This is a genomic window from Streptomyces sp. 1331.2, from assembly GCF_900199205.1.
Taxonomy (GTDB): Bacteria; Actinomycetota; Actinomycetes; order Streptomycetales; family Streptomycetaceae; genus Kitasatospora.
Genome location: NZ_OBMJ01000001.1, coordinates 6,206,586 through 6,227,328, shown reverse-complemented (window position 1 = coordinate 6,227,328; position 20,743 = coordinate 6,206,586). Strand labels below are relative to the sequence as shown.

Below are 20,743 nucleotides of genomic sequence, written 5' to 3'. Positions count from 1 at the left end.
TGTTCAGGCACGGCGTGTTCAGGCACGGCGTGTTCAGGCACCGGTCGCCTCCTCGCCGGAGCGGATCGCCCGCAGCAGTGCGCGGTGCACCCGCCCGATCTCGTCGGCGCCGGAGATCCCCTTGCGGTAGTAGTACGTCATGACCATCTCGGGCCCGGACATCTGAAGTTCCCCCTGCAGCTGGTAGCGCAGTGCACGGCCGAGTGCCCGCGGGCTCCACGCCCCCAGGTCGCGGGCCCGCAGGTCCCGCGGCATCGGCCGCTGGTTGAACAGGACCGTGGACAGCGGGAAGCGGCTCGTCGCGGCCAGTCCCAGGTCGGCGATGCGCTGGTCGAACTCCCAGTCGCCGTACCGCGTCCCGTCGGCGAGCTGGCTCGCCATGGCGCCGATGTTCTCCCGCAGCGAGGCCGCGCCCGGTCCGCGCACGATCAGGCTGGTGGTGAAGTTGCCGACCACGGCGGCGTCGCTGTCGCCGCGGTTCTGGCTCACCACGATGACGGCGGGGCGGTCGAGGCCGAAGGTGTCGGCGACGGCCCGCTCGAAGGCGGCCAGCGCGACGGTGAAGGCGGAGACGCCCGACTCCTGCGCGATCGTGTGGATCCGGCGGGTGCACACGGCGCCCAGCGGGAGGGAGAGCAGTTCGCCCTGTTCCGTTCCGGGGCCGGTGGCCTCGGGCAGCTCGACCTGGGTGGCGCCGGCCAGCAGGCTGCGCCAGTACGCGGCCGCCGGGCCCGGCTCGGTCTCCCGGGCCGTCGCCAGGCAGAACGCCCGGTAGCCGCCGCCGTCCCGGTCCCCACCGGAGTCCACACCGGAGTCCTCGCCACCGTCGAGGCTGCCGACCTCCGGCCCGCCGGACAGCGCGGCCCGCAGCTCGCCGGCCAGCACGTCCAGCCCCAGCCCGTCCACGAACAGGTGGTGCGCCACCAGGACGACCGAACTGCCGGTGCTCCCCCGGACGAGCGCTGCCCGGATCGCGGGCGCGGCCTCGGGGTCGATCGGCTCGGCGACCAGCGCGGTCCGAGTGGCCTGCACGCAGTCGCGGAAGGCCGGGGTGTCCGTCGCGGCGTCGGTGTCCACGACGCTGACGGCGCAGGACAGTTCCTCCGGCGCCGTCCAGGTCTGCTCCTGCCAGCCGGGGGCGAGCGCCAGCCCCAGCACGTCGTGCCGGGCGAGCAGCCGCCCGATCGCCTCGCCGAGCTCCGACTCGGAGGGCCGGTGCGGGAGGGGGATCTCTCGGGAGATGTTGCACCAGTTCGCGTTGCCGCCCGCCATGCAGACCCACATGTAGGCCAGTTGACGGGAGGACAGCGGGTAGCGCTCGGGCGCCGCCACTGTCGCGGCCGGGAGGGAGACCCGGTCGGTGCCGACGGCGCCGCCGCGCGGCCGCCGGCGGCGGTCGATCTCGCGGGCCAGCGCGGGAACGTCGCGCAGCCCGAAGGACTCCGCGACGGTCAGGCGCACTCCGTAGGCCCGGTGGACACTCGACACCGCCGCCAGCATGTCCAGCGAGGAGACCCCGGCGTCGACCAGGCTGAGGGTGCCCTCGTCGGTGCCCAGCAGGGCGTGCAGGTGCTGCTCGACCTCGTGCCCCTCGGCCGCGGCGGTCTCCTCGGCCGGCCCGGCGGCGAGCCGGTCCAGGGAGGCCAGCAGGGCCCGCCGGTCGATCTTGCCGCTGCGCAGCATCGGCAGGTCCGCCCGCAGCCGCAGGGTGAACCGCGGCAGCCGCCGGCCGCGGCCGAGCCCGTGGACGGTGGCGGCCAGCAGGTCCTCGGCGGGTGCCGCGCCCGGCACGGTGGTGACGAAGAGCTGCGGGCCCCCGTGGTCGACGACCACGCACTGCCGCACGCCGGGCAGCGCCTCGATGTCGTCGATCAGCGGCTGGAAGGAGACCCTGCGGCCGCCGAACTTGAGGTCGTTGCCGGCCCGGCCGACGATCACCAGGGCGCCGTCCTCGCTCCGGCGGCCGAGGTCGCCGGTGGGCAGCGGGACGGGGAACGGCGTCAGCTCGTGCCGGTCGCCGGTGGCGGCGCCCAGCAGGCCGAGCGCGGGCGCCGGTGAGGTGACGAGCACTTCGCCGACCCCGGTGTCGTCGGGGTCGCGCAGGTCCACCCGGACGCCGGGGCGCGGCACCCCGACGGGGATCGACCGCGCGTCGCCGTGGTCGAGGTCCTGGACGTCGCGCCGGTACAGCTGGGCGAGCGTGGCCTCGGTCTGGCCGTACAGGTTGACGATCTCGGCGCCGGGCGCGATGGCGGCCCACTGCTCCACCACCCGCCGGCCCAGGACCTCGCCGGCGAAGAAGAGCAGCCGCAGCCGGGGCAGTGCGGCCGGCCCGAGCCGCGGTTCCTCGGCCAGCCGGGTCGCGATGGACGGCACCAGGAAGGCCACCGTCGGGTCGCTGTCGACCAGGTGGTCGGCGAGCGCCGGCAGGTCGAGCTGGGCGTCGACGGGCGGCAGCGACAGCACGCCGCCCGCGCCGAGGACGCCGAACAGCTCCCGCAGCGAGGGGTCGAAGTTGACCCGGGTGACGGCGGCGCAGCGGTCCGTGTCGGTGAGCGCGAACTCCTCGCGGAACCAGTCGAGGAAGAGGTCCAGGCCGTGCCGGCTGCCGACGATGGCCTTGGGTTCGCCGGTCGAACCGGAGGTGGGGATGACGTAGCCGGCGTCCGGGTCCGGGAACCGCCGGGTCGGCCGGGCCGGCCGTTCGGTGGGCGGGGCGGCTTCGAGGAGGACGGCCCCGGTGGCGGAGTCGAGGACGAGCTCGGTCACTCCCCCGCTCGCCCCCCGGTACTGGTCGGCCGGGGTGGCGTCGTGGCTGACCACGGCGGCGGGGCAGGTGCGCTGTTCGAGCCAGCCGTACTGCTGCGCGGTCAGTCCGGCGTCCACCGGGACGGGCACCGCGCCGGCCCGCCAGGCGGCCTGCAGCCCGACCAGGTACGCGGGCGACAGCGGGCCCATGACCAGGACGCTCGCGCCCGCCGCGCCCGCTGCGGCCAGCCGCTCGGCCAGGGCGGCGACGGCGGCCTCCAGCTGCCCGTACGTCATCGACCGGCCGCACCACTGCACGGCGGTCCGCGCCGCCCGTTCGCTGCCGGTGGCCGGACATCGCAGGCCCGCGGCTTCCACGGTGGTCATACCGTGAGCACCCCTTCCTCCTGGAGGGCGCGCTTGACCGCCGCGTAGTCGGTCTTCCCGACCGGGGTCCGCGGCAGCGCGGCCGCGAAGCCGTACCGCTGGGGCAGCTGGTACGGGAGCAGGTGCGCGCCGGCCTGCCGGCGGACCGACTCCGGGTCGCACCCGGGCTCGGCCACGACCAGCGCGGCGACCTGTTCGCCGCCCTCCCCGTCGGGCAGCCCGACGACCCCGCAGTCGATGACGCCCTCGCACCTGCGCAGGGCCGTCTCGACCTCGATCGGCGCGACCTTGTTGCCGGTGACGTTGATGAAGGTGGACTTGCGCCCGCGGATGTACCAGCCCTCCGGCCGTGCCACCACGAGGTCGTGGGTGCGCAGCCAGCCGTCCACGAACATCGCCGACTCCGCCACCGGGTCGCGGTAGTACCCGCGGGCCATGGCCGGTCCACGCACCAGGAGTTCGCAGACCTGCTCCTCGCCGTCGGAGCCGTCGGAACCGTCGAGGCCGCCGCTGCCGTCGACCGGCTCCAGCTGCCACTCGATCCCCGGCAGCGGCAGCCCGATCGTGCCCGGTCCCGCGTTGTCGGCGTCGTAGGTGATGGTGCCGATCTCGCCCAGCCCGTAGCCCTGGCGCAGCGGCAGGCCGAAGCGCTCGCCGAAGCGCGCCTGGGTGTCGGCGGCGATGGGGGCGCTGCCGGTGAGGGCGAGCCGCAGCGAGCGCAGCATCGCCGGGTCGACCCCGTCGGCGGCGACCAGCATCTGGTACATCACCGGCAGGCCGCTGACGAGGGTGACCTCGTGGTCGGCGATGGCGCGGGCCAGGCCGCGGCCGGTCAGGTGCGAGCCGCGGGTGAAGACGACCTTGGCCCCGCTGAGCAGGCTGGGCAGCGTCAGCACGTCGATGCCGTGGCCGTGCCAGAGCGGCAGCGCGCACAGCACCACGTCCGAGGGCCCCAGGGCGCCCTTGCCGGCCCAGGAGCGGACCCGCTCCAGGACGGCCGCCTGGCTCATCACGATGCCCTTGGGCTCGCCGGTCGAGCCCGAGGTGCAGTGCACGACGAAGTCGGCGGGCAGGTACGCGTGCGGCAGCCGCGCCGTGGGGTCCGTGTCGCGGCCCGGGGCGGTCGGCTCCGCCGTGACGGAGCCGATGCCGTCGGGGCCGTCGCGCAGCACCGCGTCCAGGTCGAACTTGGCCGCGAGGCGGGCCGTCTCCTCGGGTGCCGCCCGGCCGTCCAGCAGCACGATGACCGACTCCGCCTTGGCGGCGGCGAAGTAGGCGGCGACGAAGGTCACCGGGTCGTCCAGTGCCAGGCCGAGGACGGAGCCGAGCCGGCCGGCGGCGAGCCGGTCGTAGCCGAGCCCGTCGGCGTCCAGCTGCTCGGCGATGGCGTCGGCGTGCTCCACGAGGCGTCCGTAGGAGACCTCGGTGCCGTCGTAGGACACCACGGCCGTCGCCCCGGGCCGGCGCCGGGCGACGCCGAGCAGTTCCTGATACAGCGTCATGAGGCGGCACTCGCCCCGTTCTTGGCCTCCGTGCCCAGCACGTTGTGGAAGTGCCCGTGCATCGCCTTCGCCGCGAAGGTCCGGCGGTGCACGGCCTTGGAGTCCTCGCGGCTCTGCTCCAGGGCGGCCCGCATCCGGCCGGTGAGCACGTGCTTGGTGGCCGAGAAGGCGACCTCGGGGTAGCGCGCCATCCGCCGGGCCCGCTGGAGGGCCCGGTCGAGCAGGAACTCCGGCTCGCAGGCCTCGTCGGCCATGCCCCAGCGCAGGGCGGTGTCGGCGGGGATCGGGCGGCAGCCCATGATGACGTGCCGGGCGATGTCGTACCCGGTGCTGGTGGAGAGGATGGTGGCGGCCATGGAGGCCCCGATGCCGTGCTCCAGCTCCGGCATCAGCAGGTTCGCCCGGGTGGACATGATCTTCCAGTCGAACATCATGGCCAGTTGGAATCCCAGGCCGACGGCGTAGCGGTCGATCGCCGCGATCGTCGGCTTGTGGGTGTCCAGGACCGACAGGTAGAGGTCGGTGCACCAGTCGATGGTCTCGTTGACGGCGTCGTCCGTCCCCAGCTGCAGGGCCTCGTTGAAGTTCCCGCCGGCGCTGAAGCTGCGGTCGTGGCCGCCGTGGACGACGATCGCGCCCACGGTGTCGTCCCCGTCCGCCTCGCGGACGGCGGCCATGAAGGCCTCGGCCATCTCCTTGCCGAACGGATTCGTCGGCTTCTCGTGGGCCAGGGTCAGGACCCGGACTCCTTCGACGTCCTCGATGTCGATCAATCCCACGACGTTCTCCCCCGTTCTCAGTGGTACTCGCGGACGTAGGCGGCCACTGCCGCCTCCAGGCACTTGTCCGAGTCGATCGGCTCGTGCGGTGAGTCGACGAGCGCGCCGGCCTGTTCGGTGGCGACGAGCTCGTAGAAGCGCTCCACGTCGACCTCGGCCCGGCCGATCAGCCGGGCCACCGCGCCGTCCAGGTTGGCCTGGACGCCGCTGCCGTGGTGCAGGGCCTGCTTGGGCCGCCAGGCGATCTGCGGCGGCAGCAGCGCCTCCGCGGCGACCCGCATGTGGCCCTTCTCCCGGTCGCGGTGGCGCATGACCAGCGGATCGGTGTCCAGGGCGGCCTGGATGACGGGCGTGTTCCAGTACATGTGGCGCAGCGTGTAGCCGTACGCCGCGGCCGCCACGCCGGACAGCTCGCCGGCCGCGGCCGCGTCGGCCAGGCACTGGGCGACGGCGCGCTGCAGGTCGGGCACGGTGCCGGCTTCGGTCCGCAGCCCGGAGTTGATGAAGTCGGCGCCGACGCCGGTCAGTACGGTGCCGGCGGGGATGCCGCCCTGGCGGTAGACCGCGACGAGGTTGACCCCGCCGGCGACCATCTCCCGGTTGGGGACGCCGAGCATCCGGACGGTCTCCGGGATCGCCCGGAGGATGTCCTCCTCGGAGAGCGCCAGGTGGCGCACGGGCAGGCCCAGGTGGGCGCCGAGCTCGTCGGCGGCGGCGTACTCGTCGCCCCACGGGGTGCCCAGGGTGGCCAGGTGGTCGAGGATCCCGGCCTGCTGGGCCAGCGCCGCGACGAGCCCGGAGTCCACGCCGCCGGAGACGATGGCGGTCACCGGCCCGGGCGTGCCGGAGGCGGCGATCTCCCGGCGCAGGGTCTCGATCTGCCGGGCGCCGGCCTCGACGGCGCTCTCGCCGGTGATCACGGCGGCCTGCCAACTCTGCGACACCGTCTCGGTGATGGCCGTCGGGCCGCCGTTCGCGGAGCGGGAGAGGACGACGGTGCGGCCGCCGCCGATCGCGCGGATCGAGGCGCGGACGGCGCGGATCTGCGCGACGCGGTCGGGTCGGGCGCCCTGCAGGGCGATGGCGCGCGCGGTGAGCTCGGCCAGGTCGGTGCCGATCAGGACGCGGCCGGTGCCCGGCTGCTGCCAGTGGCGCAGGATCGTGGGGTTCTGCCGGCTGGTGCGGACGGTGACCTGCTCACCGGTCCACTCGACGGTGTTGCAGTCGTCCACGCCGCCGGAGGGCAGTGCCTGCCCGCGGCCGAACTCCTCGACCACGAGTCGGCCGGTGTCGGGGAGTTGACCGGCACCGTCGAGCCGGATCACCAGGCCCGCGCGCTCGCTGCGGACGTCCAGAAGGAGCGAGGGAAACGTGTTCATCGTGCCGTCGCCGCTCAGGCGACCGACAGCCGGACCAGCTTGCGCGGCTGGTCGGGGAAGGCGGCACGACCGTGGACGACCTGCAGGTTGTCCTGGACGATCACCTCCCCGACCTGCCACTTGTGCGCGTAGAGCACGCTCGGCTGGTGCAGGACGGTCTTGATCCGGTCGAGCAGGTCGGCGCTCTCCTCGGCGCTGCGGCCCACGATCGCCGCGTCATGCGTGCGCATCGGGTCCTCGGGGTCGGTGAGGCCGATGACCAGCCGCTTCTTGCCGGTGACCGGGTCGTCCTGGATCGGGGCCACCCGGGGGTGGTCGCCATCGGCCCGGTCGCGGTAGTAGCCGGCGATCCGGTTGCGGTACTCGATGGTGACGCCCTGCATGTCCGCCAGCAGATCGGCCGGAGCCTGGGCGAAGAAGGCGTCGTTGCTGGCGATCAGCGTCTCGCCGCCGACCGCGGGCGCCGTCTCGCAGTACATGCCGATGTACCGGACGGCCGGCCCGGCGTTGAAGTTGCCGTCGGTGTGCAGCGGCATCGCGCGGGTGGTGAACTGCAGGTTGTCGGAGCCCTCCTTCGGCTGGAGGTCGAGCTTGGGGCCGAAGCCGTACTCCACGGGTTCGCCCAGCTCGCACATGATGTCGTCGAGGCTGCGGTCGTCGGCGCCGCCCGGCTGGAGGACGACGAACCCGTACTCGTCCAGCTTCTTCCGGAAGTCCTGGTGCTGTCCGGCGGGACAGAGCGCGTTGCGGGCGATGTCCCGCATGTCGAGCGAGTTGGCCATTTCCACTCCTAAGCGATCCGAAGCAACGCATGCGCGGCGCACCGACCCGGTGGACGTCCCTGACACCGGAGCGGCGATCCGTGAGCGAGTGAGTGAACGAACGAATGGACAGATGAACCGGCAGTACCGCCGGGGGGCAGGGCAACACGGCCTGGCCGCACCGGAGTTCACACGGCGCGAGCAGGAGCGGCGGCGGAGGCGGCAGCCGAGGCCCAGAGGCCTAGGACCTGGGAGTTCTCCCGGACGACGACCCGAACCGTACGCCCGGACACGACACCGACGCTCGTCCCATGATTCCCCCCGTGGTCATTGATGATGAACCGTCAACCAAGATCCGTGAAAAGCGCCCCGTTGTCCCCACGGATCCTCGAATACCCCTGACGGGCAATGCCCCGCCGCGGTCGGGGAGTTGACCCGACCCTTCATACCTGGGGTGCTCTCTCCCGCCGGGCGACCGCGCTCGGCAGGATCGATCACCACCGTAAGCGCCCCGATCGCATACCGTCAAGGAACTCATGCACGACATGACGTGCCATCACCTCGGCCGTGGCACAGTCGAAGTGACGCATCCGACAGCGCACTTGACACAGCTCGCGGACCCGGCCGGCTCACCGCCGCTCGACCGCCGCGCAGACCGCCTCCAGGGCCCGCCGCTCGTCCTCCCCGGCCTGCCGGAGCAGCCGGCGGGCGGCGTCGAGGAACACCGCGCTCTCCGCGTGCAGGAACTGCAGCGCCCTCATCCGCAGCAGCCCGACCGTGGTCACTCCGTCCCGCCCGCGGCCATCTGCCGGGCCAGGGAGCGGATTTCACCGAGCAGGTCGGCCGGCCCGCGGCCGAGGTCCAGCGCGTGCTGGTGGAGGACGATGCCGGCGTGCCGCACCCGGTGGGCGGCGTGCGGGGCGTTGCCCTTGGCGTAGATCAGGTGCCCTTCCCGCAGGTGGAGGGCGGTGCAGTAGGCCAGCATCTGGTAGAGGTCGCCGTCGGGGTAGCCGCCGGACTTCTCGGCCTTGTACTTGGCGTCGGCCACCGCCTGCGGTTCGCCGTCCGGGCCGTACAGGACGAAGTCGGGCTTCATCCGGATCCCGCCCGCCTCGTCGAGGTGGTGCGGATCCTGGAACCGGCAGGTGCGGTCCGTGCCCCGGAACGCCTCGCGCAGGGCGACCGTCACGAAGTCCTCGAAGAGCTTGTTCATGTCGAACAGGAAGCCGTCGATGCGCAGTTCACCGGCCACGTGCCCGGGTGACGATCCGTCGAGGACCACACCGGCCAGCTGGAGGGCGTGCTGGTAGCGGGAGTTGAGCCGGGTGGCGTGCCATTCCGGCAGCTCCTGGCCGCGCACCAGCGGGGTGACGTCCGCGAGGCGTACCCGCTGGTGCAGCAGGCGGCGGCGCACGTCCTGGGGTACGCCCGGCAGGCGGAGCAGGCGTTCGACCGCGGCCCGCAGGATGCGGTTCTCCGCGATGTCGGTGGTGAACTCGTCGTACGCGATCTCCACGGGCAGGGCGGCGCCGAACCTGCGGCGTATCTGCTCGGCTTCACGGATCCGGCCCCGGACCACGAGCGCGGACTCCTCGACCGCGGTGTATCCCTGCAGGAGGCCCTGGCGCAGCGCCCGGTCCACCTGGCGCTCCACGGCGTGGGCGAGGGCCGGCAGGAGTTCGTCGTGGTCACCGGCCTCGACGTCGCCGTCCCGCCAGCCGCGCGGGTCGAGGCTGTACCCGATGAGGAAGAACAGGCGGGCGATCGGCACCTTGGGAGTGATCCGCACGGTGACCGGGTCGCCGCCCGGCACCGGCAGGCTCACCGCGCCGACCTTGCTGCCGGCCCGCAGCGTCCAGTGGCCCGTCCGGTACGGATCGGGGGCGGCGGTGTCGAGGATGCGGGAGGCGGCGACGGCGCGGCCGGCGGCGTCCGGGAGGGGAACGGACACCGCCGGGGCGTGCTCGGTCAGGTGGACGACGGTCACGACTCGGCCGGGGACTGGCCGTCCCACCGGATGTCGCCCGGCTGCACGGCGAACCTGGAGCGCTTCGCGGCCACATCGGCCTGCAGCGCTTCGAGGCCGTACCGCTTCTCGATGTCGACGCCCTCGCCGTAGTGGTGCTCCTCCAGCAGGGGAAGGATCTTGGTCCGCCAGGTGCGCTCCAGACCGCCCTCGCGGTAGACACCCGGCTTCATCAGGTACGAGGGCCCGATCCGGAAGTCCGCGTCGTCGATCCGGGCGTTGAGCGCGGCCAGCAGGTCGGCCGGTTCGCCGTCGCGCTCCTGTGCCGCGAGCCAGCGCCGCAGCAGGCCGCTGGTCGGCTCGGTCCGCGGCGACAGTTCGACGAACGCGAACCGGCGCCGCATCGCCGCGTCGACCAGGGCGATGGAGCGGTCGGCGGTGTTCATGGTGCCGATGACGAACAGGTTCGGCGGGAGGGCGAAGTCGTCGCCGGAGTAGGTGAGCCGGACGGCCTTGTTGCGGTACTCCAGGAGGAAGTACAGCTCGCCGAAGACCTTCGCCAGGTTGGCCCGGTTGATCTCGTCGATGATCAGGAAGTGCGGCACGTGCCGGTTGCCCTCGCGGGAGGCGAGGTCGGCGAGTTCGCGCAGCGGGCCGGCGGTGAGGCGGAAGGCGACCTCGCGGGTCTCCGGGTCCTCCTTGGGGCGGAAGCCCTCGAAGAAGTCCTCGTAGGCGTAGGAGGGGTGGAACTGGACGAGCTTGACCTGCTCGGGCCCGCCGCCCAGGAACTCCGCGAGCTTCTGCGCGAGGTACGTCTTGCCGGTCCCCGGAGGGCCGTAGAGGACCAGCTGGCGCTCGTCCCAGAGGAGGTCGCGGACCTCCCGGAGCCATGCCACGTCGTGGACGAGCAGGTCCCGGGCGAGCTCGGGGGTCGGCTCGGGCAGCTCCAACTCCCGCCGGGCGATGAGGATCTCCGCACTCGGGTCACGCTCGGTGGCCTCGGCCTCCTCCGCCAGCTCCTGGTCGCTCACCCCGAGGCCCTTGACCAGGGCCTGTACGGAGGTGAGGTCCACGACGTCGTGCTGCACCGAGAGCCTCTGTTGAAGCTCCTCGGGCAGCTGGGAGTACGGGTACCCCTCGCTCTGCCACTCCACCGGCCGGCGCAGGTTGGACCGCCCGTCCTCCGACGCCGTCTGCTCCACCGGCCCGGTCACCTCGCCCACGTGGAGCCGGCCGCCGGACAGGGTGCACACGGTGTCACCGGGCTTGATCCGGGACAGGAAGGCGTGCAACTCCTCGACCAGGTCCTGCTTCTGGCTGTACGTGGCCGTGGACTCGTAGTCCTCCTGCACGAACGCGCGCAGCCTCTCCTTGCTCTCGCCCTTCTCGACGCCCTGCCGCAGCCGGGACGCGGCCAGCGTGACCAGCCCCTCGGGAAGCCACAGCCCCTGGACGAGGTCGAGGCCCGAGACATTGGAGCCGCGGACCAGCCAGGCCCGGTTCGGGCCCATCCAGACGCCCGGCATGAACTCCGACAACGGCCGGTCGTCGTCCTCCGTCCGCCACCGCGACCACCCGTTGGCCGCACGGCCCATCAGGATCTCGGCGGCGGCGGACGGCGAGCCGCACTCCACGTCCGCGACCAGTTCGAGGTGCCCGGGCCACCGTTCGGAGGGCCGCAGCCTCCCGTCCTCGATCAGCTGCGTCCGGAGCCGATGCGAGGACGCGTTCCGCACCGAGAAGGACGGCACCACGCTCCCCCGAGCCGGCGCCCCCGCGTACACCAGGAACTTCTGACTCCCGTTACTGCCCTTCTCCGGCAACAGCCGCCCCCGCGCCACCGGCCCCCCGTTGGGCAACCGCAGCCGAAACTCCTGCTCCTCGTCCTGCACGGACAACTCCCGCCCCTCGTCCTCAGAGATCCCGTACGCACCATAGGCCCTACCCCTGACAAGAAGGCAGGCGGATCACGAGGTCCGAGGACACCCGCACGGGGAGTGCGCGGCGGTCGGCGGGCGGACGGCGGGTCAGCGTTCCCGGCCGCGCGGCTTCAGGGGTAGTGCGGGGAGGTCCGGAGCAGGCAGTCGGGCCCCGTCGTAGCCGTGCACCTCGCCGAAGCGGGTGCCGGCCGTCCAGTCGGCGCGGGCCCGGGCGATGTCCTCGGTGGTGCGCCCGATGAAGTTCCACCACATGAGGATCTTCTCCTCGAAGGGCTCGCCGCCGAGCAGCAGGACGGCCGCGTCGGTGTGGGCGCGGAGCGGGAGGTGGGGGCGGCCGCAGCCGAGGTAGAGCATGGTGCCGGGCTCGACGGGGACGCCGTCGACGTCGACCCGGCCGGACATGGCGAGGACGGCGTACTCGAAGTCGGGGACGAGCGGGAGCCGCAGGTCGGCGCCCTCGGTGAGGGCGAGGTCGGCGCCGACGAGAGGGGTGTGGGTGGTGCCGGGGGAGGTGGCGGTGTCGAGGGTGCCGAGGATGACGGTGGCGCGCAGGCCGCCGGCGGTGACCACGGGCAGGTCGGGGTGGTGCTCGAAGCGGGGTTCGGTGTGCCGGTGGGCGTCCGGGAGGGCGACCCAGAGCTGGGCGCCGTGCAGGTAGCGGGCGTGCGGGCGCGGGGACTCCTCGGAGTGGGAGATCGCCCGGCCGGAGGTCATCAGGCCCAGTTCGTACGGCCGGACGGTCTGCAGGCTGCCGAGGCTGTCGCGGTGCAGCACCTCGCCCTCGTGCAGCCAGCTGACCGTCTGCAGGCCCATGTGCGGGTGCGGCGGGACCTGCATGCCGGGTTCGTCGGCGATGTCGTCCGGGCCGTAGTGGTCGACGAAGCACCAGGCGCCGACCATCCGGCGGCCCAGGTTGGGAAGCAGTCGGCGGACCACCGTGCTTTCGCCGAGCGGGACGTGACGTGGCGCCAGCAGATCCCGTACCGGGCCGCCGCCGGCCTCGCGGCCGCAGACGGTCGGGGTGGGCTTGAGGTCGAGGTTGCTCATCGCGGTTCCACCACCGTACGAGGAGGGCCGGGCGGGGAGTGAAGGGGTCCGTCACCGATCATGCGCCACGATCGGCGGTTCCTCCACCCACGCCCGGCCGTCCGGCGGTCCTGCCGCGCCGAGGAGACGGGGAGCCGGGAGCCGGCCTCAGTGCTCGCAGGCCCACCAGGCGTCCGCCGAGGCCTTGTCGGCGAGCTCCCGCAGGTTGCGGACGGCCGCCGCCGGGTCCTGCGCCCCGTACACGGCCGAGCCGGCCACGAAGACGTCCGCGCCCGCCTCGGCGCAGCGCTCGACGGTACTGGCAGCCACGCCGCCGTCCACCTGGAGCCAGAGCTCCAGGTCGTGCTTGGCGATCAGCTCCCGGGTGCGGCGGATCTTCGGCAGCATGATGTCCAGGAACGCCTGGCCGCCGAAGCCGGGTTCGACGGTCATGATCAGCACCATGTCGAGCTCGGGCAGCAGGTCCTCGTAGGGCTCGATCGGCGTGCCCGGCTTGAGCGCCATGGAGGCCCGGGCGCCCTTGGCGCGGATCTCGCGGGCGAGCCGGACGGGCGCGGCGGCGGCCTCGACGTGGAAGGTGACGGAGCCGGCACCGGCCTCGACGTACTGGGGGGCCCAGCGGTCCGGGTCCTCGATCATCAGGTGGCAGTCGAGCGGGATGTCGGTGGCGCGGGCCAGCGACTCGACGATCGGGACACCCAGGGTCAGGTTGGGCACGAAGTGGTTGTCCATGACGTCCACGTGCAGCCAGTCGGAACCCCGGACGGCCTCGGCCTCGTCGGCGAGCCGGGCGAAGTCCGCGGACAGGATGCTGGGGTTGATCTGGGCCATGACCGACTACCTTCACATGAGGGCTGGGGCGCCCCGGGATCGGGCACCTCGTCCCATCATCTCGCGCCGCGCAAGCGCCGACCGCCCCACCCCCGGCCCGGCCCGCCACCGCCGCGCCCCGCCGACCCCCGCCCGCCCGGGTCCGCGCGTGACCGTCATCACACCCCGCCCGGGGTTACCGGGCCCCCCGCCGTGGTCATCAGCACTTGAGCGGTCCTCGCACCCGCCCCGCACGGTCCGCGACCCGGGCCGTCCCGGCGCCCGTCGGGCCGTGCCCGTCCAGCCGAGCCCCCGCTCCGTCGGGGAGCTCCGTCCGAGGAAGGTCTGCCGATGACCGATCTCGTCCACCCCGCCCGCGCCCTGTGGTGGCTCTTCGAGCCGGTGCACGCCGTCTCCGGCTTCCAGCCCGAGACCCGCGAGGCCTACGAGGCCGCCGGGCTGCACGGCGCCTGGCGCGGCTACTTCGCCGGGCGCTCGGCCCCGCTGGGCGCGGTGGACGCTCCGCCGGTGATCGCCGCCTTCTTCAACTTCGCCCCGTCGCTGGTCGAGCGCGTGCTGCCGGAGGCGTGGACGCACGCCGGCCCGGAGGAGGTGCTGACCGCCCGGCTGAAGGGCGCGGCGGCGACGCTGGCCCGGCTGCTGGAGCACGTGGACCAGGAGCAGGTCGAGCAGGTCACGCAGACCCTGGAGCAGGCCGCGGCGCGGCTGGACTGCGCGGGCCGGGTGCTGGCCGCCGCCAACGCCGCGCTCCCCCGGCCGACCGGCCTGTACGAACGGCTCTGGCAGGCCGCCACCGTGATGCGGGAGCACCGCGGGGACGGCCATGTCGCCGCCCTGGTGGCGGCCGGGCTGGACGGCTGCGAGGCACTGGTGGTCCGGTGCGCGATGGACATGCGGCGGGAGATGCTGCAGCCGCTGCGCGGGTGGACGGACGCCGAGTGGGAGGCCGCCACGGGGCGGCTGGTGGAGCGCGGCTGGCTGACGGCGCAGGGCGCGGTCACCGAGCTCGGCCGGATCCGCCACCAGGGCCTGGAGGCGGCCACCGACCTGGCCGCCGCCCGGGTCTGGGAGGACTACCCGCGCGCCGAACTCGACCTGCTGGCCGCGGCGTTGAAGCCGATATCGGCGCTCTGTCGCGGCGCACTGCCGGTCAACCCGATGGGGCTGCCGGACAAGATCTGACCGGCAGCCCCGAAGTCCACTGCTACCGGCCGCCGGGCGGCCCGAGCACGATCCCCCGCCCGGCGTAGAACTGCCCGAACGAGCGCCACGGCACCCGCGCGAAGGCCTGCGACTCCCCCGGGAACCCGGACGGGTTGTGGACCAGCAGCGCGGTGTCCGTGGCGCCGACCGCCAGCACCAGGTGCCCGCCGCGCCGCACCGGCTCGGGCCCGCCCGGCTCCCGGATCGAAGGGTGCACCGACACCATCACCAGCCGCCCGCCGACCACCTCGGCCGCCACCTCCTCGGGCGTCAACTCCGCTTCCTGCGCGGCCAGTCCCCAGCGCCGGCGGACGTACCCGGCGAACGGCGCGTGGATCAGCCCGCGCAGGCTGTCGCCGTCCCGCACGTACGCGCCGGCCGCCACGCACTCGCCCGCGAGCGCCATCGCCGTCGGCGTCACGCCCCACCAGTGCTCCAGCGCCATCCGCAGGCAGGCCACCCCGCACAGCCGCCAGGACCACCACGCGTACTCCTCCGGGGTCGCCGCCCCGGACTGCCCCCAGCGCGGGTCCGCCGCCGCGTCCAGCCGCCCGTCCACGATCTCCCGGACGAGTTCCGCGGACTCCCACTGCGCGCGGTACGGCACCTCGTGCACCACCCGCGCCCCCTGTACGGCGCGGGCCGGCCGCTCCGGCCGGCCCGCCCGCACGCTGCCCTGATCAACCATCCCCCGACGCTCTCACGCGGCGGCGGCCGGACGACTCACGACACTCCCTGGGCGCCGCCCGTGTCCCCCACGGGCTCGCCGACCTGCGCACCGGCGGCGGCCTCCGCACCGGCAGTGGCCTCCGCACCGGCCGCGACCGGCGCGCCCGCCGCGTTCGGCTCCCCCGCCGCACCCGCCGCACCCGCCGCACCCGCCGCGGCTTTCCGGCCCGACCGGTACGCCAGGCGCTGCGCCGCACGCCGGCCGCGCTGCTCCACCGGGATCGCGCCGGTGGCGCCGGCCAGGCCGAACGGCGGCATGTCGAAGTAGATCGACTCGTACCCGCCCTCCGGCACGATGTACGTCTCGTGCCAGAGCCCGACGTGCCCGCGGGTCCTGCCCTCCGCCAGCTTGCGGTTGGCGATGCTCCACGCCCGGTGGTGGAAGCCGTCCGGCGCGGTCGCGTAGTCGTACAGCTTCTCCTTGGACTCCCAGTACTGGACGACGTAGTAGGTGCGCGGCGAGGCGGTGAGCAGGATGCGGCCGAGCATCCCGCGTTCGGGGCCGCGGCTCAGCTCGTACAGCATCCGGAACATCGCGAACATCACCGGGCCCCACTGGTGCACCGCCCAGAACCGGTTGATCCGCATGCCGATGAGCAGCACCACGGTGTCGCCGCTCGCGGCGGCGGTGGTGAAGCCCGGCAGCGGCTTGACGAACAACGGCATCTGCGCCTCCCCGTACGGCTGATGTAATCGGTGATTACATCAGCGCGCGATACCCCGGTCAAGGCACGCCACAGGCACAATTCGGCTACGGGACAAGCGGGTTGACCGCCATGGACAAGTTGACGGCCATCGCCGGGTCGGCGGCCACACGCCAGCCGGCGTCTACGGCGCAGGCCGGTTGGCGATGCCCTGGCCGAAGCTGTCGAGCACCCGACCGGCCACCTCCTCCGCCTTCTCGGCCGGCAGGTAGCCGTCCACGATCATCTGCGCCAGCCCGTACACCAGCGCCTGCCCCGCCAGCGCGACCAGCGCCGGGTCACCGGGGCGCAGCCGGCCCGCCTCCTGGTCCGCGACGATCAGGTCGGTGAACGCCCGGTCGATCCCGTCCAGTTGCTCGCGCAGCTCGGGCTCCCGGGTGGCCGTGAACACCCGCGAGCGCACCAGCTCGAACCGCTGCGGATGGCGCACCGCGTACCGGACGAACCCCATCCCGATCGCCCGCATCACCGACCTGCCGTCCGGGCCGGCCGCCGCGACCTGCGCCTCCTGCCAGCGGGTGAAGTCCGCCAGCACCCGGTCCGCCAGCGCGGTCAACAGCGCCTGCCGGTCGGCGAAGTGCCGGAACGGCGCCCCCGCCGACACCCCCGCCCGCCGCGCCACCTCCCGGACGCTCACCTTCTCCAGCCCCTGCTCGTCCAACACCTCGAACGCCGCCGTCACCAACGCCTCCGGCAACGCCCCGTGGTGGTAGCCACCCCGCTCTCCGGCGCTTTCCCTGATCTCCCTCATGTCTGTCTTGCTACCACAACCGGCCGGCACCGCCTTCTCCCCGAAGGCGGTGCCGGAGCCGGACGCCGAACCGCACGTTCTACCAGGCGTAGTCCTCCGGGGCGGGCCGGTGCCCGGGGAAGAGTTCGTCGAGGCGGTCGAGGGTCTTCTGGTCGAGCTTCAGGTCGAGCGCCACCAGGGCGGCGTCCAGGTGGGCCGGGGTGCGGGGGCCGATGATCGGGGCGGTGACGGCGGGGCGGGAGAGCAGCCAGGCGAGGGCGAGGTCGGCCGGGTCGACGCCGAGTTCGTCGGCGAAGTCCTCGTAGGCCTGGAGCCGGTCGCGGTGCTTGGCGAGGAGTTCACTCGCGTAGCCCATGGCGCTGCGCGCCCGGGTGCCCTCGCGCTCCTTGCGCAGGACGCCGCCGAGCAGGCCGCTGCGCAGCGGGGACCACGGGATGAGCCCGAGGCCGTAGTGCTGGAGGGCGGGGATGACCTCCAGCTCGATCGCGCGGTCGAGCAGGTTGTAGAGGGACTGCTCGCTGACCAGGCCGAAGAAGTGGCGGGAGCGGGCGGCTTCCTGGGCCTGGGCGATGTGCCAGCCGGCGAAGTTGCTGGAGCCGACATAGATGATCTTCCCCTGGGCGACCAGGACCTCCATCGCCTGCCAGATCTCCTCCCAGGGCGTGGCCCGGTCGATGTGGTGCATCTGGTACAGGTCGATGTGGTCGGTCTGCAGGCGGCGCAGGCTGGCCTCGACGGCCCGGCGGATGGCGAGCGCGGAGAGCTTGCCGTCGTTGGGCCAGTCGCTCATGTTCGCGTAGGCCTTGGTGGCGAGGACGGTCCGCTCGCGGCGGCCGCCGCCCTGGGCGAACCAGCGGCCGATGATCTCCTCGGTGCGGCCCTGGAGCCTGCCCTCGCTGTCGCGGCCGTAGGAGTTGGCGGTGTCGAAGAAGTTGATGCCGCGCTCGTGGGCGGTGTCCATGAGGTGGTGGGCGTCGGCCTCTTCGGTGTGCGGGCCGAAGTTCATGGTGCCGAGGCAGAGGCGGGAGACGGTCAGGCCGGTACGGCCGAGGTGGGTGTACTCCATGGGGCCCACCTTCGGCCGCACCGGGCCCGGTGTCCAGCACATTTCACGTCCGGACGGGGCGAACGAGCCGGACGAGCCGGACCAGCCGGACCAGCCGGACCAGCGGGTCACCGCCCGTGCGTGGCGAACTTCCGTACGGCCAGCGGCCCGCAGACCGCGAGCAGAAGTCCGCTCCAGAGCAGCGTGGCCAGGACGGCGTGCTGCATCGGCCAGGCGGCGCCGGGTGCGGACGGGTTGCCGAAGAGCCCGCGGGCGGCCTCGACGACGGAGCTGATCGGGTTCCAGTCGGCGACCGTCCGCAGCCAGCCGGGCATGCCGCCGGTGGGCACGTACGCGTTGGTGACCATCGCCAACGGGAAGACCACAACGGAGAGTTGGCCGGCTGCCTCCTCCTTGCCGACGGCCAGGCCGAGCAGCGTGCCGAGCCAGGTCATCACGAACCGGAACAGCAGCAGCAGCGCGAACGCCCCCAGCGCGTCGGCGACTCCGTGCCGGGCGCGCCAGCCGGCGGCGAGTCCGACCAGGGCGAGCAGGGCCAGGACGACCACGCTGACCAGCAGGTCGGCGAGGGTCTGCCCGAGCAGCAGCCCGGTACGCGAGACCGGCATGGAGCGCAGCCGGTCGGTGACCCCGCGCCCGACGTCCCGGGCGGCGCCGACCATGGTGGGCATGACGCCGTTGGTGGCGACCATGGCGAACAGCCCGGGCATCAGGAACTCCCGGTAGTCACCGCCGCCCGGCACCTGCATGGCACTGCCGAAGACGTACCCGAAGACCACCACCATGACCACCGGGACGCCCAGCGAGGCGGCCAACAGGCCCGGCGAGTGGCGGTAGTTGAGCAGAACGCGGAGCATCGACGTCCAGGTGTCGGAGGCCAGCCGGCCCCCGACCGAGGGGCGCCCGGCGCCGTACGCGGCGGTTTTGACGGTGTTGGCCATCAGGCGGCCCTCCCCATCGCAGCGGCGGACTCCTTGGTCAGCGCGAGGAACACGTCGTCCAGCGAGGGCGCCCGCACCGCGACGTCCTCCGCCAGGACGCCTGCGCCGTCCAACTCCCTCACCAGCGAGGGCAGCTGGACGGACACCCCGGGCACCGTCAGCACCGTGACGGTGCGCTCGGCCACGTCCACCTGCGCGTCGCCGCCGGTCAGGGCGGACAACACCACCGCGGTGGAGGCGAGTTGGTCCGGGTTGGCCAGGGTGACGGAGACCTGGCTGCCGATCGCCGCCTTGAGCCGGTCGGGCGGGCCGGTGGCGATGGCGGCGCCGTGGTCGACGACCACGATCTCGTCGGCGAGCCGGTCGGCCTCCTCCAGGTACTGGGTGGTGAGCAGCACGGTGGTGCCGCCGTCCGCCAACTCCTTGACGGTGTCCCAGATCTCCAGTCGGCTGCGCGGGTCGAGCCCGGTGGTGGGCTCGTCCAGGAAGAGCACGGGCGGGCTGGTGACGAGGCTGGCGATGAGGTCGAGGCGTCGGCGCATGCCGCCGGAGTAGGTGCGGACCAGCCGGTCCCCGGCGTCGGCGAGGCCGAAGCGGGTGAGCAGTTCTTCGGCGCGCTGCCGGGCCCGGCGGGCGCCGAGGCGGTGCAGCCGGCCGAAGAGGTGGAGGTTGTCGCGGCCGGTGATGCCCTCGTCCAGGGCGGCGTGCTGCCCGGCGAGGCCGATCGCCCGCCGGACCTCCTCGGGGTGGCGGACGGCGTCGTGCCCGGCGACCCGAACGGCGCCCCGGTCGGGGGCGATGAGGGTGGCGAGAACGTGCACGGCGGTGGTCTTGCCGGCGCCGTTGGGGCCGAGGAGGCCGCAGACGGTGCCGGTGGGGACGGCGAGGTCGAGGCCGCGCAGGGCCTCCGTGGCACCGAACCGTTTCTCCACACCCGCCATCTCGATGGCCGGTCGACTGGCTTCGGACATGGCTGATCCCTCTCTCTAGGTACAGCGTACGTAGAAGCGCGCGCAAGCGCATCCTACTACGTACGCCGTACGTATCTAAGATGGGGAACCGAGGTGATCTTCCAGTGCCGTCCAGCAAGCCCAGCCCGTCCGGCGACGCCAGCCCGTCCGGCAAGCCCGGCCCGTCCGGCCCGTCCGGCCCGTCCAACGAGCCCCGCCCGTCCAGCCCCTCCGCCAGGCCCACGCCCCCCGAGGCGCCCGAACTGATCTGGCTGCGCCCCGAGCGCACCGGCCGCGGACCGCGCCCGGCCCACAGCCGCGAATCGATCGCCGCCGCGGCGATCGCGATCGCCGACGCCGAGGGCCTGGACGCCGCCTCCATGCGCCGGGTCGCGGCCGCGCTCGGCGCGGGCACCATGTCGCTGTACAACTACGTGCCGAAGAAGGAGCACCTGCTCGACCTGATGCTCGACGCCGTCATCGGCGAGTACCGGCTTCCGGCCGAGCCGAGCGGCGACGTCCGGGCCGACCTCACCCGCCTCGCCCACGAGCAGCTGGCCATCCTCCGCCGCCACCCCTGGGTGCCCGCCGTGGTCCTGGCCCGCCCCGGCATCGGCCCCAACGCCCTGCGCTACACCGACCACTTCCTCGCCGTCACCGCCCCCACCGGCCTCGACGGCGCTGCCCGGATGGAGGCGATGTCCCTGTTCAACGGCTTCCTCACCCAGTACGCGCAGTACGAGCAGACGGCGGCCGCGGGCGCCAAGTGGCAGGCGGAGCTGGTCGGTTACCTCACCCAGGCGGCGACGAGCGGCGAATACCCGCACCTGGCCCAGGCATTCGCCACCTCGGGGCCGCCCGCCGACCCGGACCGGACCTTCGACCGCGTCCTGGAACGGGTCATCTCCGCCGTCCTGGCCTCGGCGGCGGGGCACTGAGGGCAGGGGCTCGGGGGGTTGATCACCCGTCCGAGTGGTTTGAGGGGCGCGCCACCGGAACCCCAGAGGCTTGGCACGCCAGACTGAGCCGCTGTTGCAGAGATCAACTCCCCTCACCCAT

General features: G+C 73.4%; 17 protein-coding genes and 1 pseudogene. 2 read left to right on the top strand and 16 right to left on the bottom strand.

Going from position 1 to position 20,743, the window contains the following annotated elements; all coding sequences use genetic code 11:
• Positions 1-33: 33 nt before the first annotated feature.
• The 10 genes from CRP52_RS27145 to rpe all read right to left on the bottom strand — a co-directional run bounded on the left by CRP52_RS27145 (position 34) and on the right by rpe (position 13,340).
• Positions 34-3,135: an AMP-binding protein gene (locus tag CRP52_RS27145; protein WP_097238783.1), complete on the bottom strand. Its 3,102-nt coding sequence runs from the start codon at positions 3,133-3,135 to the stop codon at positions 34-36.
• The gene (locus CRP52_RS27140) at positions 3,132-4,637 is read right to left on the bottom strand and encodes a class I adenylate-forming enzyme family protein (RefSeq protein WP_097238782.1); all 1,506 of its coding nucleotides are present in this window, start codon (positions 4,635-4,637) and stop codon (positions 3,132-3,134) included. Before CRP52_RS27140 ends, CRP52_RS27145 begins: the two co-directional genes overlap by 4 nt.
• Positions 4,634-5,416 carry an enoyl-CoA hydratase/isomerase family protein gene (locus tag CRP52_RS38490; protein ID WP_179852927.1) on the bottom strand — a complete coding sequence of 261 codons (783 nt, stop codon included), beginning with the start codon at positions 5,414-5,416 and terminating at the stop codon, positions 4,634-4,636. Before CRP52_RS38490 ends, CRP52_RS27140 begins: the two co-directional genes overlap by 4 nt.
• A gap of 17 nt (positions 5,417-5,433) precedes the next feature.
• A complete protein-coding gene (locus CRP52_RS27130; protein ID WP_097238781.1) occupies positions 5,434-6,795 on the bottom strand; it encodes an asparagine synthase-related protein in 1,362 nt (453 codons plus the stop codon).
• A gap of 14 nt (positions 6,796-6,809) precedes the next feature.
• Entirely contained in the window at positions 6,810-7,577 is a 768-nt protein-coding gene (locus CRP52_RS27125) for a TauD/TfdA dioxygenase family protein (RefSeq protein WP_097238780.1), read from the bottom strand.
• Between the two features lie 608 nt (positions 7,578-8,185).
• Positions 8,186-8,341 carry a hypothetical protein gene (locus tag CRP52_RS38485; RefSeq protein WP_179852926.1) on the bottom strand — a complete coding sequence of 52 codons (156 nt, stop codon included), beginning with the start codon at positions 8,339-8,341 and terminating at the stop codon, positions 8,186-8,188.
• Positions 8,338-9,543, bottom strand: coding sequence for an McrC family protein (locus CRP52_RS27120; protein WP_097238779.1), 1,206 nt, complete (start codon positions 9,541-9,543; stop codon positions 8,338-8,340). The genes CRP52_RS38485 and CRP52_RS27120 overlap by 4 nt, the downstream gene beginning before the upstream one ends.
• Complete coding sequence (locus tag CRP52_RS27115; RefSeq protein ID WP_097240372.1) at positions 9,540-11,414, bottom strand: DUF4357 domain-containing protein; 1,875 nt, start codon at positions 11,412-11,414, stop codon at positions 9,540-9,542. Before CRP52_RS27115 ends, CRP52_RS27120 begins: the two co-directional genes overlap by 4 nt.
• Before the next feature lie 135 nt (positions 11,415-11,549).
• Positions 11,550-12,509, bottom strand: a complete 960-nt coding sequence (locus CRP52_RS27110) for a pirin family protein (RefSeq protein ID WP_097238778.1) — start codon at positions 12,507-12,509, stop codon at positions 11,550-11,552.
• A gap of 147 nt (positions 12,510-12,656) precedes the next feature.
• The gene (gene rpe / locus CRP52_RS27105) at positions 12,657-13,340 is read right to left on the bottom strand and encodes a ribulose-phosphate 3-epimerase (protein WP_097238777.1); all 684 of its coding nucleotides are present in this window, start codon (positions 13,338-13,340) and stop codon (positions 12,657-12,659) included.
• Positions 13,341-13,670: 330 nt separating this feature from the next.
• Here rpe and CRP52_RS27100 point away from each other — a divergent pair, with 330 nt between their 5' ends.
• A complete protein-coding gene (locus CRP52_RS27100; protein ID WP_097238776.1) occupies positions 13,671-14,522 on the top strand; it encodes an SCO6745 family protein in 852 nt (283 codons plus the stop codon).
• Between the two features lie 22 nt (positions 14,523-14,544).
• Here the strand turns inward: CRP52_RS27100 and CRP52_RS27095 are convergent, their stop codons facing one another.
• The 6 genes and pseudogenes from CRP52_RS27095 to CRP52_RS27070 all read right to left on the bottom strand — a co-directional run bounded on the left by CRP52_RS27095 (position 14,545) and on the right by CRP52_RS27070 (position 19,705).
• Complete coding sequence (locus tag CRP52_RS27095) at positions 14,545-15,231, bottom strand: C39 family peptidase (RefSeq protein WP_097238775.1); 687 nt, start codon at positions 15,229-15,231, stop codon at positions 14,545-14,547.
• 194 nt (positions 15,232-15,425) lie between these two features.
• Positions 15,426-15,938: pseudogene (locus CRP52_RS27090) on the bottom strand (DUF4188 domain-containing protein); the annotation flags it as partial.
• A gap of 162 nt (positions 15,939-16,100) precedes the next feature.
• The gene (locus tag CRP52_RS40625) at positions 16,101-16,727 is read right to left on the bottom strand and encodes a TetR/AcrR family transcriptional regulator (RefSeq protein WP_097238774.1); all 627 of its coding nucleotides are present in this window, start codon (positions 16,725-16,727) and stop codon (positions 16,101-16,103) included.
• A 79-nt stretch (positions 16,728-16,806) separates the two neighbouring features.
• The gene (locus CRP52_RS27080; RefSeq protein ID WP_097238773.1) at positions 16,807-17,793 is read right to left on the bottom strand and encodes an aldo/keto reductase; all 987 of its coding nucleotides are present in this window, start codon (positions 17,791-17,793) and stop codon (positions 16,807-16,809) included.
• A 107-nt stretch (positions 17,794-17,900) separates the two neighbouring features.
• Positions 17,901-18,734, bottom strand: coding sequence for an ABC transporter permease (locus CRP52_RS27075; protein WP_097238772.1), 834 nt, complete (start codon positions 18,732-18,734; stop codon positions 17,901-17,903).
• On the bottom strand, positions 18,734-19,705 hold the full coding sequence (locus CRP52_RS27070) for an ATP-binding cassette domain-containing protein (RefSeq protein ID WP_097238771.1): 972 nt from the start codon (positions 19,703-19,705) through the stop codon (positions 18,734-18,736). The genes CRP52_RS27075 and CRP52_RS27070 overlap by 1 nt, the downstream gene beginning before the upstream one ends.
• Positions 19,706-19,809: 104 nt before the next feature.
• On the opposite strand from CRP52_RS27070, the gene CRP52_RS27065 reads away from it, so the two are divergent.
• Positions 19,810-20,622, top strand: coding sequence for a TetR/AcrR family transcriptional regulator (locus CRP52_RS27065; protein ID WP_306458891.1), 813 nt, complete (start codon positions 19,810-19,812; stop codon positions 20,620-20,622).
• Positions 20,623-20,743 lie beyond the last annotated feature (121 nt).